The organism is Rhodococcus sp. KBS0724 (assembly GCF_005938745.2).
GTDB lineage: Bacteria > Actinomycetota > Actinomycetes > Mycobacteriales > Mycobacteriaceae > Rhodococcus_F.
Window position 1 is genome coordinate 5,354,085 of sequence record NZ_VCBX02000001.1, and the last position, 14,919, is coordinate 5,369,003.

Sequence of the window (14,919 nt, forward strand, 5' to 3'; positions counted from 1 at the left end):
CTATTTTTCGGCGCGTTCACGTGCACATGTTCCAAGAGGTAGGCCCGCGCTCGTCTGTGGCTTCGCCGAGCTCGGAGTCTCGCGGTGCCATATTCAGGAACGGAGGAGGAATAATCCTCCGCATGACTTGGAACAGCAGTCCCACCGAAACCGGGTGGTTCATCAAGCCTGCCGAAGAGAGCTCGACAATTGCGATATTCGACCCGTTTGGGATCATGCGCGGAGAGTTGTTTCCGACTCCCGTCGACGGAATCGCCAGCTCAACCGGCAGGCGGGATCGAGAATCGTCAGTGGTTGCTGACGATCGAACCACGCTCACGCTCCGTAAAGGCCATCTCGCCACTCTCCGCCTAACTGACGGCACGATCGGCACGTTCCTCGATCAGAAACCGAAGGCGATGCGCAGGAAAAACAAGAGCTGTGAAGTCGTCGTCTCAGGCAGGACGTACCTGTTCGCGCATTCATCACGCCGAAAAGCAACAGCTCAGCGCGACGGAATCCTGTTGGCACACATGGTACGTGGACGGTGGTCGCAGAGAAATACAGTCACCCGGAAAAAACTCTCGGCAGCGGATGCTCTCGACGAGTGTGTACTGACGATATTCGAAAAAGTGGTATCACCCGGGCGCACGGGTGCATTCGATCAGGTTCTCACCGATCTCAGCAATATCTGAAGCAAAACTCTGCTGCAGGACACGACTACAGCCGGGCCGTAATACACGGCCCGGCTGCAGCACTCACGCGCACCAACTGGAACTCTGAATTTCGCCTAGCTGCTGAACCAGATCGGTGCAACGGACTTACAGATTGATGACGTCACCGACGAAGATCTGGTCAGGATCGACGATCTGTGGGTTCAGGTCCCAAACCGCCTGCCAGGTGAGTCCTCGTTCTGCACCGATGCCGAACAAAGTATCGCCGGCCGAAACGACCACGGATTCGCCCGATACAGGAGCCTGCTCTTCCGAAATGCTCTCTACCGGTGAGGGTTCGGTCACATCAGCTTCAACAATCGGAGCCGGTTCCGGCGCGGGCTCCGGCGCAGTTTCAGGTTCGGGTGCAGCTGCAAGTTCCGGTTCCGGAGCAGACACAACTTCAGGTTCGGGCGCAGGCGCAGCCGCCAGCACAGGTTCGGGTGCAGGCGCGCTGCCCGCGCCGGTGTCACACGCGCCGACCGAACTCAGGAATGACATGGGATCGACGGCCCCGCCACTGTGAATGCGGAGATGCAAATGTGGACCGGTGGAGCTACCGGTGTTGCCCGTTGCACCGATCTGGTCGCCGACCTGAACGTGCTCCCCGACACCGACCCATGTTTCGGAGAGGTGACCCATCTGGATCTGCTCGCCGGAATCTGCTTCCAACTGGATGTACGTGCCATATCCACCCGGATCGTTCGGTCCGGCAACAGAGATCGTGCCCGATGTAGGCGCGTGGAGCACGGTGCCGACGTTAACGGCGAAGTCAACGCCGTCATGTCCTCCGTGGTAGCCCTGAGAGAGTGATCCATTGACCGGCCACTCCCAGTTGCAGCTCGCCGACCAGCTTTGCGCACCGGCGATACCTGCATTCACTACTGCCCCGGCGCCCACGAGTGAGCCCACTCCTGCGGTGACGGCGATAAATCGGATTGTGTTGGAAGTCTTGCGTTTGCTGTGCTTACTCATTTTTTCCTTGACTGATGTGGTCGGAGCAGGTGCAGTCTCGACCAGGCAGACAGCACTCAATGCGTGCTGAGCTGCATGGCGTACAGCACCGACCCCGTTGGAATGACATTTCGGAAGGCGTCACGACGAGAAGTGCACTGGCGACTCTCGCTACCGCGCACGCATGGGTGTCAATCGGAATGTCCAGAACCCGATGAGCACGTCGACGCCCGGCGGCATGCCCGGTGGCACCAGCATGGGGAACGCAGCGTTCCCGGTTGCGGTGCCGAACTTGCCTAGCCGGATTTCAGACCCCTCCGGTGGTGCGCCCATCCTTGTAGACGCCGCGGCTGTACCGCGAACCCCCGCACGTGCGGGGGTTGGGTCCGAACAATATTCAGTGCCTGCCGGCGATAGTCCTGGCGGAACCCGGATCCGTCGCCGAACAGGGGTGGAACCGATCCTCGTATCGAGGGCTTCGAACGCTAACTCACCGAACTGAAAGCATGTCGAATTCTGATCAACGGGGGCGGGTGCCTACCCGGGTTGTCGGGCATTGAGGGGTGGAGCATGCAGATCCTTGCGTTGCGGATGGGAATCGACTCATACGATGTCGTGTCCAGACACTGCATGCGACGGCTGAATTACCCAGGCGCATACCTGTCTTCGCGATTTCCACCCGACCGGTCGATATCACGACTGCGACATCCGGTCAGTGATCACCCGTCAGAGGAACTGAGGAAGCGAGCGCGCATCCATACGATCGAGACATACCGAGGGCTTCACCGGCCCACTCCACCGTGGCACCCATCCGAAAATGCAACCCTATTTGTTCCTCAGATCATCCAAAATCAATGATTACCAATGCAATTCAGAAGAGGTCGATCACGGCGCACGTCACCCCCGGGGTGCAAAAAGCCGCTCGTAGTGGGGCAACACATGTTTCTCGAAGGACAGGCGGGGCGGTCCATGCCGAACGTTCCGTATCAGCCGAAAGTATCGATCGGAGCCCGTTCATCGCCTGAAGAGGTTTCGCTGCGGGATTCTGGGTGGCGGCCATACGTGCCGGTACCGGTCGAATTACCTACATGGGTACCTGTATTGCCGCGTCGCGTCGATGCGACTGATACTGCGCAGCGCCGACGACGGACTCTTTGCCGTGGTCACCGGCTTTTCAAGGACGGGTGGGAAATTTAACGCAAATGATCGGGTTTTTGTTGAAGGCGACGGCTACGTTGCGGTCGTTGGACAGCGCCCGGGGTCGCTCATTCCTGTACGCATTTGTCGATTCCCAGTACTTCGCGCCACCAAGATTCTCGTTCGTCAGATTCTGTCCACACCACTGGATCCATGTCACTCCTTTTTAACCCACGTCCTCTGATTGTTACCCGGCTCACACATTTTGAAACCCGCGCGGCGAAAGCCGGATGCGCGACTGTCCATCTGGCGGGCGGGTTTGATCTCACCGCAAGGACGTCGACGAGTTCATGAAGAGCAGCGTTCATTCGTCGAACTGCTATTTTCGGGCGGCTCGAACCGCGGCGATCGCCCCCGCAATAATGAGTGCGAGCAGGAGGACGATAAGCAGCACCGGCCCGAGTAAGAGCGCGAGGACAATCAGAATGATGAGCATGCTTTTCGTTTGTGCGCTCAGTCCCGACACCAAACCTTTGGCCGCGGGCCACAGGGGGTTCTTACCGGCCAGAACTGCACGGATGCCTGCAAGACCAGCCGATACACCGGGCCCGTGGGGTGTGGTTTCCTCGGCAAGCGCCTTTGCCTTCTCTTGGAGCTTGCTCACCAGCGCCTCGACCCGATTTCGCACCGAGTCCGCAAAGTGAGTGTGAGCTTCCAACCACTCGAGAACGGCTTCGATCGACCGCCACACCGGGCCGGTTGCCGCCACTTCGGGAGCAATCGAGCGCGGGCGACGTGCGCTGGCGGACGCCGTCGACGCGGAGCGAGTAGTCGCGGCGTCCCTTCGATGCGTATGTCGCGATCTCGATCGTGGTGTCGGTTCCGCGCGCCGCGGTAAGCGCCGCCGCGAAACGCGTGGGGACGACTCCGTCGCCGCCTGCCGTGCCGCGAGAGCTTGCGCTGATCCCCATCCCAATCTCGTTGAGGTCTTCGCCGAACGCACCGAAGGCCGCGCCGCTGGGCGGGCTGGCGCACCTTGTGTAGCTCCGCTGGCGATTCGGCTGCTCGCATTCTGCTGTGCACTCATACTTTTTGCCTACCTCGCAATTACCGCCATCTGTTTCGGAACGCCCGCGTCGTCCCCTCGCCAGTGCAGACAATTGACAGGAGACTTCGGGAAGAGGTGCGGCACGTCAGTGCTTGAAGACGTGCTTGAACTTTTGTCCTGCCTCCTTGAGCTTGTCGCCGGCCTGTTTGGCCTCGCCCTTGGCCTGGTCCGCACGCCCCTCGGCCTCCATCTTTTCGTTTCCCACACTTTTGCCGACAGTCTTCTTGATGACGCCCTCTGCGGTTTCGGCCTTGTGCTTGAATTTCTTCACGATGCTCATGGCAGTTCATTCTCTTCGGCGATTGTTAGCCGAAGGGTTTCCGCCAGTCGCCTTTCCGGCAACGTTCGTGATGATCGGCGTCGCAACCGCCGACCCCAACGTGCCGGTCCGAAGACAAGATCGTGGCGGCCTTCCGGCCCTGGTGCAATGCTCAGTCAACGCCGCATTCCGTTGCGCGTCAACACTGTAGATCACGACAATCAATTCCCGAGAAACGGTGGGCGGTCGGTGAAAATCTCACGATAGGCGCGAAGAACGCTAGCGCTATCTCTCGAAGGTGCACGCCCACTCGCCCGATCGAGGTGAGCAATGTTCGCGGGCGCGCTATTGCCCAACCCTGTTGGTTGACAGAAAAATACTGCGCCCGTAGGGAATCTTTCGAACCGGCGGTTCGAGCACACTGCCCCAGATCGGGTGCACCCCGATCTGACGAAGCGGAGACTGGAGAAAGGAGGTCATCAAGCTCGCCCACCGTCTTTTCGGTCTGGCAAGGCAGCTGATGCATTTCCCGTGAGCATCCCGGTACTGCCGGATTCGCAGGGTGCGAAGCACATTGGTGGCGCGCTCGTCCATCACCTCGCAAGTCGTCCGTCTCGAAGGTCGTCCGCAGCGGCGGCACTCAGCACTGTCCGACAGCGCTCCTGGAAGTGCTGCTCCAACTGGCCGCGACCGCGCTCGGCGCCGTCACGACCAGCATTTCCGGCCACCATTTCAATGTTGGCCGATCAATAGCATTGACCCCCTTGCGTTTTGACCTCTGGCGCGATCTTGTGGTCCACTCCCCCGCCGAACTTGTCTTGCGACCCCGATGGCTGCGGTGAGTGTGGTGTCGTCGGCAGTCATCGCGGCTCCGCTTGGCGTCGCTGAAGACCGCGCCCCATTCCCAGTGCGGCCGTGGCGAGACCCAGAACGCAGACAACTGCTCCCACAACCGTATTGGACCAGATCATGGAAGAGCTGGTATCGACACCCGCAACGATCCAAGGGGAGACGATCAGCCAAATCCCGAGTAATGGTGCAACGAATGTCATGCCGTGGGTGCGCCCGTAAGCGGATCCGAATGCCACCGCCAACAACCCGATCGCAGCACCACAGATCAAGTTGGTGACAGTGAGATTGGTTTGCGCGGTGAAGCCGATGATCCACGCGGACGCCGCTGCATACAGTCCGGACAGCAACATCAGCCCCTCGACAACTTGGGCGGTTGGTTGTTCTGCGGCCTGATCGTAGCGCTCGCGCATCGCGATGATGTCAGGGTGAGTGTGCATCGGTGCGTGGGTAGATGATGACATGTGATTCATCTCCTCGACCGGAGCGGAGGGCAAAGGTTTCCCTACCGATCCGTATGTACGTGTGCCATGTGGTGCAGACACCCTCCGAATCGAGCGTCACCGGCGAAGGTTGCCTTGCGAAGTCGAGCCTTGTCGGTGCTACCGAAATCGGCGAGTGCACTGGACCACCACATACGTACCCAATTGGGCGCCTGCCAAAGCAATAATTGGAGCAATCATCGAGAATGTCGAGGGTGCTCGGAGCTGTCAGGGCCGCGCTCGTGCTCCGGCAATTCGGGCCATAGACGAACGGGAGACCGGCGCGCGTTCCGTCATCGGAAACGCGCGCTGATCTCCCGTTCGTGGAGCTGTTACCTCGTTGAACTACTGCGCCGCTGCGTGCTGCGCCGCGATGTAGCCGTAAACCAGTCCCTGACCGATCGTCGCACCCGCACCCGGGTACGTGTGGCCGAATGCATTCGCGGCTGTGTTGCCGATTGCGTACAGCCCGTCGATGGCGCTGCCGTCCTCGCGGAGGACTCGGGCGTGGTCGTCGGCCTGCACGCCGCCGCACGTGCCGAGGTCACTCAATGTCATCTTCACCGCGTAGAGGGCCTTGTTGTCGAGCGGCCGCAGGTTCGGGTTCGGAGACACTGTCGGGTCGCCGTAGTAGCGGTCGTATGCGCTTCCGCCACGGCCGAATTCGGCGTCACTACCGGCCGCTGCGGCCTCGTTGAACTTCTGGAAGGCCTCGGCGAACGCGTCCTCAGGCAGACCGGCCTTACGGGCGAGCTCGGCCGGACTGCTCGCCTGATGGGCGATACCCGACTCGAAGAACGACGGCGGAAGAGGCTGGCGCGGGAAGATGCCGCCGGCGAACACGTAGCTGTTGCGGTACTCCTGGTCGAAGACGATCCACATGGACTCGGCGGGATCGCCGGCCTTCTCCCGATCGAGCACGCACTGACCGAAGGTCATGTAGTCGGTGGCCTCGTTCACGAAGCGTCGGCCGGTGTGGTCGACGATGAACGAACCAGGCAGCGCACGCTCGGCGAGCATCACCATCGGTGGCCGCCCCTTGATGCTCGCCACCGCCGGGAACCACCACGACTGGTCCATCAAACCGATGTCTGCACCCAACTCCTGCGCGGCCTCGATCGCCTCGCCGGTGTTGCCCTCGGCACCGAGACTCTCGTGCTCGCCGAGGCTCTCCGACTGGTACTTGTGGCGCCATTCCATGTTGTGGTCGAAGCCGCCGGCGGCGAGCACAACACCGCGCCGAGCCGTCACCGTCACCTCACGTCCGTCTTGCACGACGATTGCACCGGTTACGCGGTCGCCCTCGGTGATCAGCCGAACCAAGGACGTTTCCGTCCACACCGGGATACCTGCCTGCACGACACCTGCGAACAGGCCGGCGGCAAGCGCCTGACCGCCCGCAATGTATTCACGCTTGAGGACGTACTTACCGAAAACACCCTGCGACAAGCGGCGGATGATGCGCGGAAAAGCCTTGGTCGGCTTCTTCGCCATCAGGTTCATCCACTTGTAGTCAGCACCTGTCACCGGCATCGGCAGCCCGGCTTCCATCAAACCGGGGCGCAGTCGACCGCGTTCCTCCCCCAGCACCGACGCGTCGAACGGCTGGCACTCGCAGGTGCGACCGGCAGCGCTACCGCCCGGCAGTTCGGGGTGGTAGTCGGAGTATTCCCTGGCCCAGAAGAACTTCATGGGCGTCGTGCGGTAGAGCATGTCGACCGTGGCAGCACCATTGTCGACAAATGCCTCACCACGTTCGGCTGGTGCCGTATCACCCACCACCGCATGCACATACGTCTTCGCACGCTCGACGGTGTCGCCAGCACCGGCTTCTGCCAGCACCGGGTTGGCAGGCATCCAGAACGCCCCACCGGAGCGCGCCGTCGAACCGCCCACGTACTGCGTCTTCTCCACGATCAGCGTGGACAATCCGAGCTCGTTTGCGGTGAGGGCGGCAGCCATGCCAGTACCGGACCCGATCACCAGCAGGTCGACGGCAATGTCGTGGGCCCGTTTCGCGGGGGGTGCCTGATTCTTAGCCATTGAACAAATCCCTTCACGTGGTTTATCGAGGTAGAACGCTAGGGCAGGTGCGGCACAGGATGGTCCGGATGCCCAGTCAGCGGGATTTCCAATGCGGATTGGCTCAAAATAGCCCCCGCCCGCAGTTGGGATGTTGCGGCCGTCACCAACGAGTCGTGGCGGCGTGTCAGCGCTTTTCGTACCTGATGCCGAGAGCAAGAACGATCGTGACGACGCACATGGCCACGAGCATCGCGCAGACAGCACCGAGCGCGGCAACTGTTGGTGTCGACGTTCCCGGAACCACCAGCGATGCGAGCAGAACTGTCGTGATCGACGTTCCGACTGCCATCGCCGCAGTTCGCACAACCGACTGACTGCCAACAGTCTCGCTGGTGCTCTGCTCGGGAACGAATTCCACGAGAAGGTTCGACAACGCCGTGTACGCGAAAGCCGTTGCTACGGAGACGACGACGATCAGCATTGTCATTCCCACCACTGAACCGTGGAACACGAAAAAACCGGAACAGGCGCCGAGGAACAATGCGGTTCCGATCAGCAACGCAGTGCGCGCACCCACCGATGCTGCCAATTTTCCTGCGACCGGTGTGAACAGCATGCCTACCATCGCGCCGATGAACGACAAGAGTCCTGCGGTGGTGGGTGAAAGTCCGAGCCCGAACGGTGACGTTTTCGGCGATTGCATGATGATCGGAATGAGCATGGTGACCACACCGATCGGGCCTAGGCCGAGAGCGATTGTGCTGAGCATCGTCAAAGCGATGTTGCGTTCAGCAAGCAAGCGCAAGTTGACAATCGGGGATGCGCAGTTCAACTCCCACCGCACCCACCAGGCAAAGATCACGGTGCCGACGACAAGAAGTCCGAGCACCCGGGTATCGTCCCAACCCCACGATTTTCCTTGTGTCAGCCCCAACAAGATGGAAGCGACTGCCACGGCAAGTCCCGCTGCTCCCGCGAAATCGACAGGTTGTCGGTGGTAGGTCCGACGGCGCCACGGCAGTACCGCTTCGACCAGGATGATGCAGACAACGGCGTAGACGGCAGTGACAACAAAGATGTACCGCCAATCGCCCAGATCGATGATCACACCCGCGACGACCAGCGACCCGGCACCGGCTGCAATGGCGGATCCGGCGATCAGTGCGACAGCCATCGCAACCTTCTCCGCGGGCAGATGTTCGCGGGCCAAACCTATGCACAGCGGGAGAATCGCGCCTGCGACGCCTTGGATAGCTCGGCCGATAATGATGCCCTCGAGCGTGCCGAACGCCATGCTCACCACCGAGCCAACGGTGGCGAATGCCAGTACGAACATAAGAACGCGTTCGCGCCCGTACATATCCCCGAGCCTGCCGCACACTGCAGCGGAAGACGCCGCGACGAGCAGGAATGCCGTGACGGACCATCCAACAGCTGAGGCGTCGGCATCGAAGATCTCGGCGAAAGTCGGAAGCGCCGCGTACATCATCGACGTCTCAAATGCGCTGATCACCTCGACCGTGATCAACACGGCCAATATGAGCCAGACTGGTCGGGACCGTTCGTATCGACGTTCGGCATAGCCTGCCAGCGGTCTAGTTGGGCTCACCGTTGTCCGCATTCATGCTCCTCGTGGGTCGAATTCGCAGTAAAACGGTAACAATGTGACTCTTGATACAACTTTTTCATTCCGATCAGTGAGACTGACTCGCAGGTGTATAAGGCTGCAGCGCGGAGGCAGCCATCTCCAGAGAAGTGCCAATTTCGGCAACTGCTCTGATGGGCACACGAACACAAGACGTCTTTGACCGCGCTAGCACTGACCTGTCACAAGCACAGGGTGGAGGCCTACCGAATTGGCCCGGCATCCTGTTGATTTCCACCCCGACCTGACTGGGGCAGACGTCCAGCGCCGCCAAGCGGGCCCTTGAACGTCTCGACGCTGAACTCTCGGAAACCGATGGTCAGAGGCGCCCGACCATATTCGGCAAGACAGCAGTGGTGTCAGTTGTCGGCAACGATGACTGTGCGCACAGCATCAGGGCATCAATGTTCCAGGCCCTCAACGACTGTGGGCTCACCGCCCCGCCCGGGGATGCATTTATTGGAACGGCAAAGCGATGACTCCTGGCGACTACAACGATCTCGACAGAGTTCTCGAGGCCGTCGCATCCGAACTCGTCGATGCAAGCGTCGAACCGCAGATCCTCAGTACCTATCAGGCCGCCGGAACACCATCCCGGCAATTGTCATCGTCCCGCCATCTGAGAATTTTGCACTTGCGCGCTGACCAGCACCGATGATCCTGTCTGGTTGGAGCCGTAGAGTCGCAGGCAGAGAAGAAGGAGGCGATGACATTGAGCGCACGGTTTAATGACGAGGCCACGCATACTCCCGATAACGAGGCACAGCCGCACAATCCCGCCGACGAACGTTCATCCGGTGAGGTAGCCACGCCCACCAAACGTGACCGTGAACTGTCGGAATTGGTGGACGGACTCGAAGAACGTATCGCCGCCGAGCGAGAAGCAGCTGCAGTGCCAGGCAACGCGGCCGAACGGAAACGCACGACACCCATCGATCCCGATGACAAGGCACCGGACTGACTCCGTCCCAACATATTTCCCGGCTCAGGGGAGGTCAGGCAACCTCCCTCGGAAGACGGGGTTTCATCGCCTGCCGTCAGGTTTCATCGCCTGCCGTCGAGGGTGAAAATACGGAACACGGTCCGCATGCACAAAACAATCCCTACGAAGCCTAGAACCGCACTCACCAGTGCATAGCTCGACAACTGAGGTGTGAGCTGCGGGCCGGGCACGAACAGCAGGATCGCCGCGACGATCAGCGCGGCAACTCCAGCCGCCATTCCCAGGGCATTGTTCGCCGATCGACGGAGCCATCGCCTGTCGTCAGGGTGTGCGACAGAGCGGGTACGGAGCGTGAAGCTTCCCGACGCGAGTGAGGTCGCGATCTGGTCGAACTGACCAGGCAGACGCCTGACCACCGCGGTTGTGACCGCCACCGTCGACAGGATCGCCTGCGCAGCTGCAGTCGGGCTGGCTACCTGGGTCAACAGCCGGGGCACTTCGGCGCGAACGGCGGCAACAAGGTCGATGTCCGGATCCAGAAGCCGGAGTCCGCGCTCCAATGACGCGAGTGAACGGAATGCGGCGGCGACGTCTCCCGGCACTCCTATTCGGTGGTCTCGAAGCACGGTGAACATCCGCGCAAAGGATGCCATGGAAACATTGGGTTGGACGCTGAGCAGGGTGATCTCTCGGCCCACCTGGTGACGTAGCGCTCCGCGTTCCACTTCGTCGGGTACATCGAATGCCATCAGCATCGCATCGACGGTTGCCACCGGGTCGCCGGCGAGGGCGGCGTTCAGGAGCACTGCGAACAATATCCGCGTCTCACCGTCCAGCACACCCACTGCGCCGAAGTCGAGTAGCCCGATCCGTCCGTCGTGAAGGATCATGATGTTGCCCGGGTGCAGGTCCGCATGGAACACCCCGTGGACAAAGATCCCGTCGAGCAGTGACGCAAGAAGCTCGTTGGCAATTCTGCTGCGGGTGTCCTTGTCGACGTCGGTGAGCGCTGCCTCGCCGTCGGACAGCGGTGTGCCGTGGAGACGTTCCATCACGGCCACCCGTCCGCTGCTGAGGTCGTGGTAGATGTGCGGAACGACAACGTCCGGACGGTTCACCATGGTGGCAGCAATCGCGGCGGTGTTCGCGGCTTCGGTACGGTAATCGAGTTCTTCGAGCAGCGACGTGACGAGCCCGCCGGCTAGTCGATGAACGCCGATATCGCGCGCCCAGGGAAAACGGGTTTCCGCGAGGGATGAAACGCGGAGAAAGATATCGCAATCCACGCTCACCTGTGCGCTCGCCTCGGGTCGTTGAACCTTCACCACCACATCGGCGCCTTCGGTGGTGCGCGCGGAATGTACTTGTGCGACAGAGGCTGCGGCGAACGGCTCTGCATCGAACCACGCGAACACCGACTCGGGGACGTCGCCGAGTTCCGATGCCAGCACTTCGGCAATGCGCTCGGGATCAGCCGGGCGCGCCGAACTTTGGAGTGTCGACAGAGCGCGGGCCAGCTCGGGTTGAACAAGGTCGTCTCGCGTGCCGAGGATCTGCCCTAACTTGACGAACGTGACACCGCACCGGTTGATGACTTCCACCAGCGCGTCCCCGAACTGAGGTGCGGACGGTCCGGCACGCAAAGCTGGCCCGCCTCCCGCTCGCACGACGATTCCCATGATCTGGACGTACCGCTTCGTTCGGAGCCATGATTTTCGGCTGCGCCGCAGTGCTTCTGGCACACCGGGTAGAGACCCCGTAGGAATGACAACTTCGAGGAAGACCAACACAGCCAGGCACGCCGCGAACACCCAGAGCGCGGCGACACCGAAGAAGGTGAGCGCGAGTCCCTCACTCACCAGAAGTTGCCCGTCCGAGCTCGCAATTCCCGCGAGTGTTGCGGCGTAGCTCGACAACGAAACACCCACCGAGAGAGCTATAACCGAGACCACCAGAGTTCGCGGCCATCCGACTTTCGCCCCCAGCGTTCGTCGCATGGCAACCGCGAGTGCTGCCGCGAGAATCGGCGTCGCGACAATCCACACAATCAAATCCATGGCGGTAGCCTAGAGGTTCACAACCCGCGTTTCATCCAGGAAAACCCTGAGCCCGCCCAGTTTCAATTAATGCGCCAGCGGCGCCGAAACTTGCACTGCGCCTTGCCCGGGCAAAGTTGATCGCTCAACTCTGACCTTAATGCCAGCGGGCTGGGTACTGAATCGGTCGGCCCCACAGCTTGTCCGATGGCACACATGACAACGCAGCCCGCTCCCCCGCTTGCACCACGTCGGATCGATCAATGAGTTCACCTGCCCCGTCGGAGTGTCCGCAACATCGCACGCTCCTGCGGGTCAACACATATGCCCGCCCAACGGTCGGCAAGCAACTCGTGCCGCCGACCTGGTAACGCGGCAACTGGGAAGTGTCTTGCCCGTTCACCGGGACGTAGGAAGACAAAGACTTGTTGGATTGATCGTCGAGTCCGACCCGTCCCATTCTTCGATACCAACCACCCTGCGGAGTACTCGATTGCTACCCTGCGGAACGCAACGCCGAATTTGCCTACATACGTGCATGTTCCACTCAAGACTGGCTGAAGCACCTGATTGCCTGAATACACCAAGGAGATCCGATGACCGATATCACCGCGCTAGTGCACTCACTCCTTGAACGAGTGCAAATACTCGAAGACGAGATTGCAATCCAGAAGCTCGTTACCGCATACGGTCCTGCCGTCGACGCCGGAGAGGCAGAGAAGGTCGGTGCCATGTGGACCGAGGATGCCGTGTACGACATCGATATTCGTACTCTTACCGGTCGCTCCGACATCATCGAGATGGTTCGCACCACACCCCACCAGGACTACATCAACACCGGTTGCGGTCATCTTCTCGGCCCGCTCAACATCGTCGTCGACGGAGACAAAGCTGTTGCGACGGGCCATTCTCAGTTGCTGCGGCGCAATGAGGGCGAAGATTCGTTCCGTGTCTGGCGTGTCGCTGCGAACCGGTTCGATCTCGTGAAAATCCTGGGTGAGTGGAAAATCAAACAGCGCACTACCCGGCTACTCGACGGAAGCTCTCCCGCGCGCGATTTGCTTGCCCGGGCCGGTAACTGATCGATATTCTCGGCTGTCACTCTTGTCATTCGGCAAGTGACGACGGTGCCGCAGGACAGATGAGCGGCCCGACGCCGGGTAAGGTCGCTGGTATGGCAGCAGGGTCATGGTGGGAGCGCTGCAACGACGACGTTCGCCGCTTGCACGACACCGGCTGGGATGAGAGCACTTCGATACTCTCGCAAGATATCTGCGAACTGCTCGTCGACGTCGACACGGCATTCGCTGTCACCGGAGCACACACTCCTGAGTGGCCGAACCCGTAAAAGGATGGCTCCGATCTGAACGAAGCGGCCTACGAGCGTTCCACTAACCCGGAGAAGTACCTGATCGTTGTCGCCAGGGCGCAGGCCTGGACAAAAGTTCTCCTCGACCGAGGCTGGGCGCGAGAAGCTTCACCCGTGCGGTGGGCGCTTCGCCCCTCCGAATCCGGCGGAGCCGACACCGTCCTCGAACCGGTGACTGGCGTTGCGGTTCCGCTGGTATTGACGACTCACACTCCGGTGGACAGGAACCATCCGTTCAACATCTCGATCGCTGCGGGCAACCCGGCGGTGTGCTTGGCATCGATTCCCGACTGTGCCTGCGACGGATGTGACCGTGGATCCGCCGCGCCGCTCGAGGAAATGGATAGATGGGTGCTCTCTGTTGTCGACGGCTCTCTCCAGGTCGAAGTTGCCGCCGATTACTCGTCAATTCGCACATCGTTCGGTGGACAAGGCGGCACGGTCCAGTACCTCGACGAACCTACCTCGTTCACGGCGACGCCATGGCCCACGAGTTGGACGCCGCGGCCCCTCACGACCCCAATCACGACACCGCACCCCGAACCACCGTTGCCACGAACGGTATTCGGAACCGCTGCTCGCGGGGCCTACCGTCGACTGTTGGGCAAGCCCAAAGTTGAAGGCGCATCGCAAATCTACCGCTCCACAGACGGATAGAAAAGGAGGACCCGACCCAAGTTCGGGGTTCCGGCCCACATCCAGGTCAGGGTGACTGTATGCAAAACTCGCGCGTGCACGAATCGCCGATGACCACGAAACATCGCGTGGATCGGGCGAATCGAGCCACGACGCTACGGACTCTTCACCTTTCCAGGCGCGAACTCCGGCAGTTCAACTATCGCGGCCAGCAGATCAGCCATCCTCAATTCGACATTTACACGGTCGGAGCCCGCATCGTCTGCGTTGTTCAGGATTTCACTTCCGAACAGGGACCAGCCGGCAATAGCAGCGAGCCCGAGCATGATGCGTACATCTGCCGAGTCGGACGACTGATCGATCCGAGCGAGGATGGCGCCGCCGTCGGCTTCGTCTGCAGGAAGTAGATCAGTTCGACCCTCCAAAATCAGCCACGTCACTATTCGTACATAGTCGGGATCTGCAACACCTACGAGAAATAGACGACGCACAGCGTCTGCAAGTGATTCCACACTCTCGACGACGTTCGCAGACTGCTGACTGTTGCGCACCAGGACTGCACGCACGATGTCGTCTTTGTTTCCTAGATGTTTGTGAATGAGCCCGAGGTTAACCCCGGCGTCTTGAGCCAGCTCCCGAAGCGTTACCGACATCCCCTTGGCGGCAAACTTGGTTCGGGCCGCCCGCAATACCGCATGCCGTACTTCGTCTCTACCCCACGCTTTTCCCACTGACTTCGACTCGGCCACCCCTTGACAGTAGACGCTTGTCTATTGTCAAATCA

The 14,919-nt window shown here is 60.7% G+C and carries 13 protein-coding genes and 1 pseudogene; 6 read left to right on the forward strand and 8 right to left on the reverse strand.

Going from position 1 to position 14,919, the window contains the following annotated elements; all coding sequences use genetic code 11:
• The first annotated feature begins 122 nt into the window (after positions 1-122).
• Positions 123-674: a hypothetical protein gene (locus tag FFI94_RS24540; protein ID WP_138870110.1), complete on the forward strand. Its 552-nt coding sequence runs from the start codon at positions 123-125 to the stop codon at positions 672-674.
• Between the two features lie 126 nt (positions 675-800).
• Here the strand turns inward: FFI94_RS24540 and FFI94_RS24545 are convergent, their stop codons facing one another.
• From FFI94_RS24545 to FFI94_RS24570, 6 genes are all read right to left on the reverse strand, one after another.
• Positions 801-1,667: a M23 family metallopeptidase gene (locus FFI94_RS24545; RefSeq protein ID WP_260684279.1), complete on the reverse strand. Its 867-nt coding sequence runs from the start codon at positions 1,665-1,667 to the stop codon at positions 801-803.
• A 1,495-nt stretch (positions 1,668-3,162) separates the two neighbouring features.
• Positions 3,163-3,552 (reverse strand): hypothetical protein, encoded by a 390-nt coding sequence (locus tag FFI94_RS24550; protein ID WP_260684280.1) that lies wholly within the window; start codon positions 3,550-3,552, stop codon positions 3,163-3,165.
• A 424-nt stretch (positions 3,553-3,976) separates the two neighbouring features.
• Entirely contained in the window at positions 3,977-4,171 is a 195-nt protein-coding gene (locus FFI94_RS24555) for a CsbD family protein (RefSeq protein WP_138870111.1), read from the reverse strand.
• 839 nt (positions 4,172-5,010) lie between these two features.
• A complete protein-coding gene (locus FFI94_RS24560) occupies positions 5,011-5,463 on the reverse strand; it encodes an SPW repeat protein (RefSeq protein WP_185993311.1) in 453 nt (150 codons plus the stop codon).
• Between the two features lie 363 nt (positions 5,464-5,826).
• Entirely contained in the window at positions 5,827-7,524 is a 1,698-nt protein-coding gene (locus tag FFI94_RS24565; RefSeq protein WP_138870112.1) for a 3-ketosteroid-delta-1-dehydrogenase, read from the reverse strand.
• Between the two features lie 166 nt (positions 7,525-7,690).
• Complete coding sequence (locus FFI94_RS24570) at positions 7,691-9,115, reverse strand: MFS transporter (RefSeq protein ID WP_138870113.1); 1,425 nt, start codon at positions 9,113-9,115, stop codon at positions 7,691-7,693.
• Between the two features lie 257 nt (positions 9,116-9,372).
• Here FFI94_RS24570 and FFI94_RS34360 point away from each other — a divergent pair.
• A pseudogene (locus FFI94_RS34360) lies at positions 9,373-9,809 on the forward strand (hypothetical protein); the annotation flags it as partial.
• A gap of 54 nt (positions 9,810-9,863) precedes the next feature.
• On the forward strand, positions 9,864-10,112 hold the full coding sequence (locus tag FFI94_RS24580; protein ID WP_138870114.1) for a hypothetical protein: 249 nt from the start codon (positions 9,864-9,866) through the stop codon (positions 10,110-10,112).
• 83 nt (positions 10,113-10,195) lie between these two features.
• Here FFI94_RS24580 and FFI94_RS24585 read toward each other — a convergent pair whose 3' ends face one another.
• Complete coding sequence (locus FFI94_RS24585) at positions 10,196-12,151, reverse strand: AarF/ABC1/UbiB kinase family protein (RefSeq protein ID WP_138870115.1); 1,956 nt, start codon at positions 12,149-12,151, stop codon at positions 10,196-10,198.
• A 575-nt stretch (positions 12,152-12,726) separates the two neighbouring features.
• On the opposite strand from FFI94_RS24585, the gene FFI94_RS24590 reads away from it, so the two are divergent.
• From FFI94_RS24590 to FFI94_RS24595, 3 genes are all read left to right on the forward strand, one after another.
• Entirely contained in the window at positions 12,727-13,212 is a 486-nt protein-coding gene (locus FFI94_RS24590; protein WP_138870116.1) for a nuclear transport factor 2 family protein, read from the forward strand.
• 92 nt (positions 13,213-13,304) lie between these two features.
• Entirely contained in the window at positions 13,305-13,478 is a 174-nt protein-coding gene (locus FFI94_RS34365) for a hypothetical protein (RefSeq protein WP_260684282.1), read from the forward strand.
• A 15-nt stretch (positions 13,479-13,493) separates the two neighbouring features.
• Complete coding sequence (locus FFI94_RS24595; RefSeq protein WP_260684519.1) at positions 13,494-14,156, forward strand: DUF6226 family protein; 663 nt, start codon at positions 13,494-13,496, stop codon at positions 14,154-14,156.
• A gap of 134 nt (positions 14,157-14,290) precedes the next feature.
• On the opposite strand, the gene FFI94_RS24600 is transcribed toward FFI94_RS24595, so the two are convergent.
• Positions 14,291-14,884, reverse strand: coding sequence for a TetR/AcrR family transcriptional regulator (locus FFI94_RS24600; RefSeq protein WP_260684283.1), 594 nt, complete (start codon positions 14,882-14,884; stop codon positions 14,291-14,293).
• Positions 14,885-14,919: the final 35 nt, after the last annotated feature.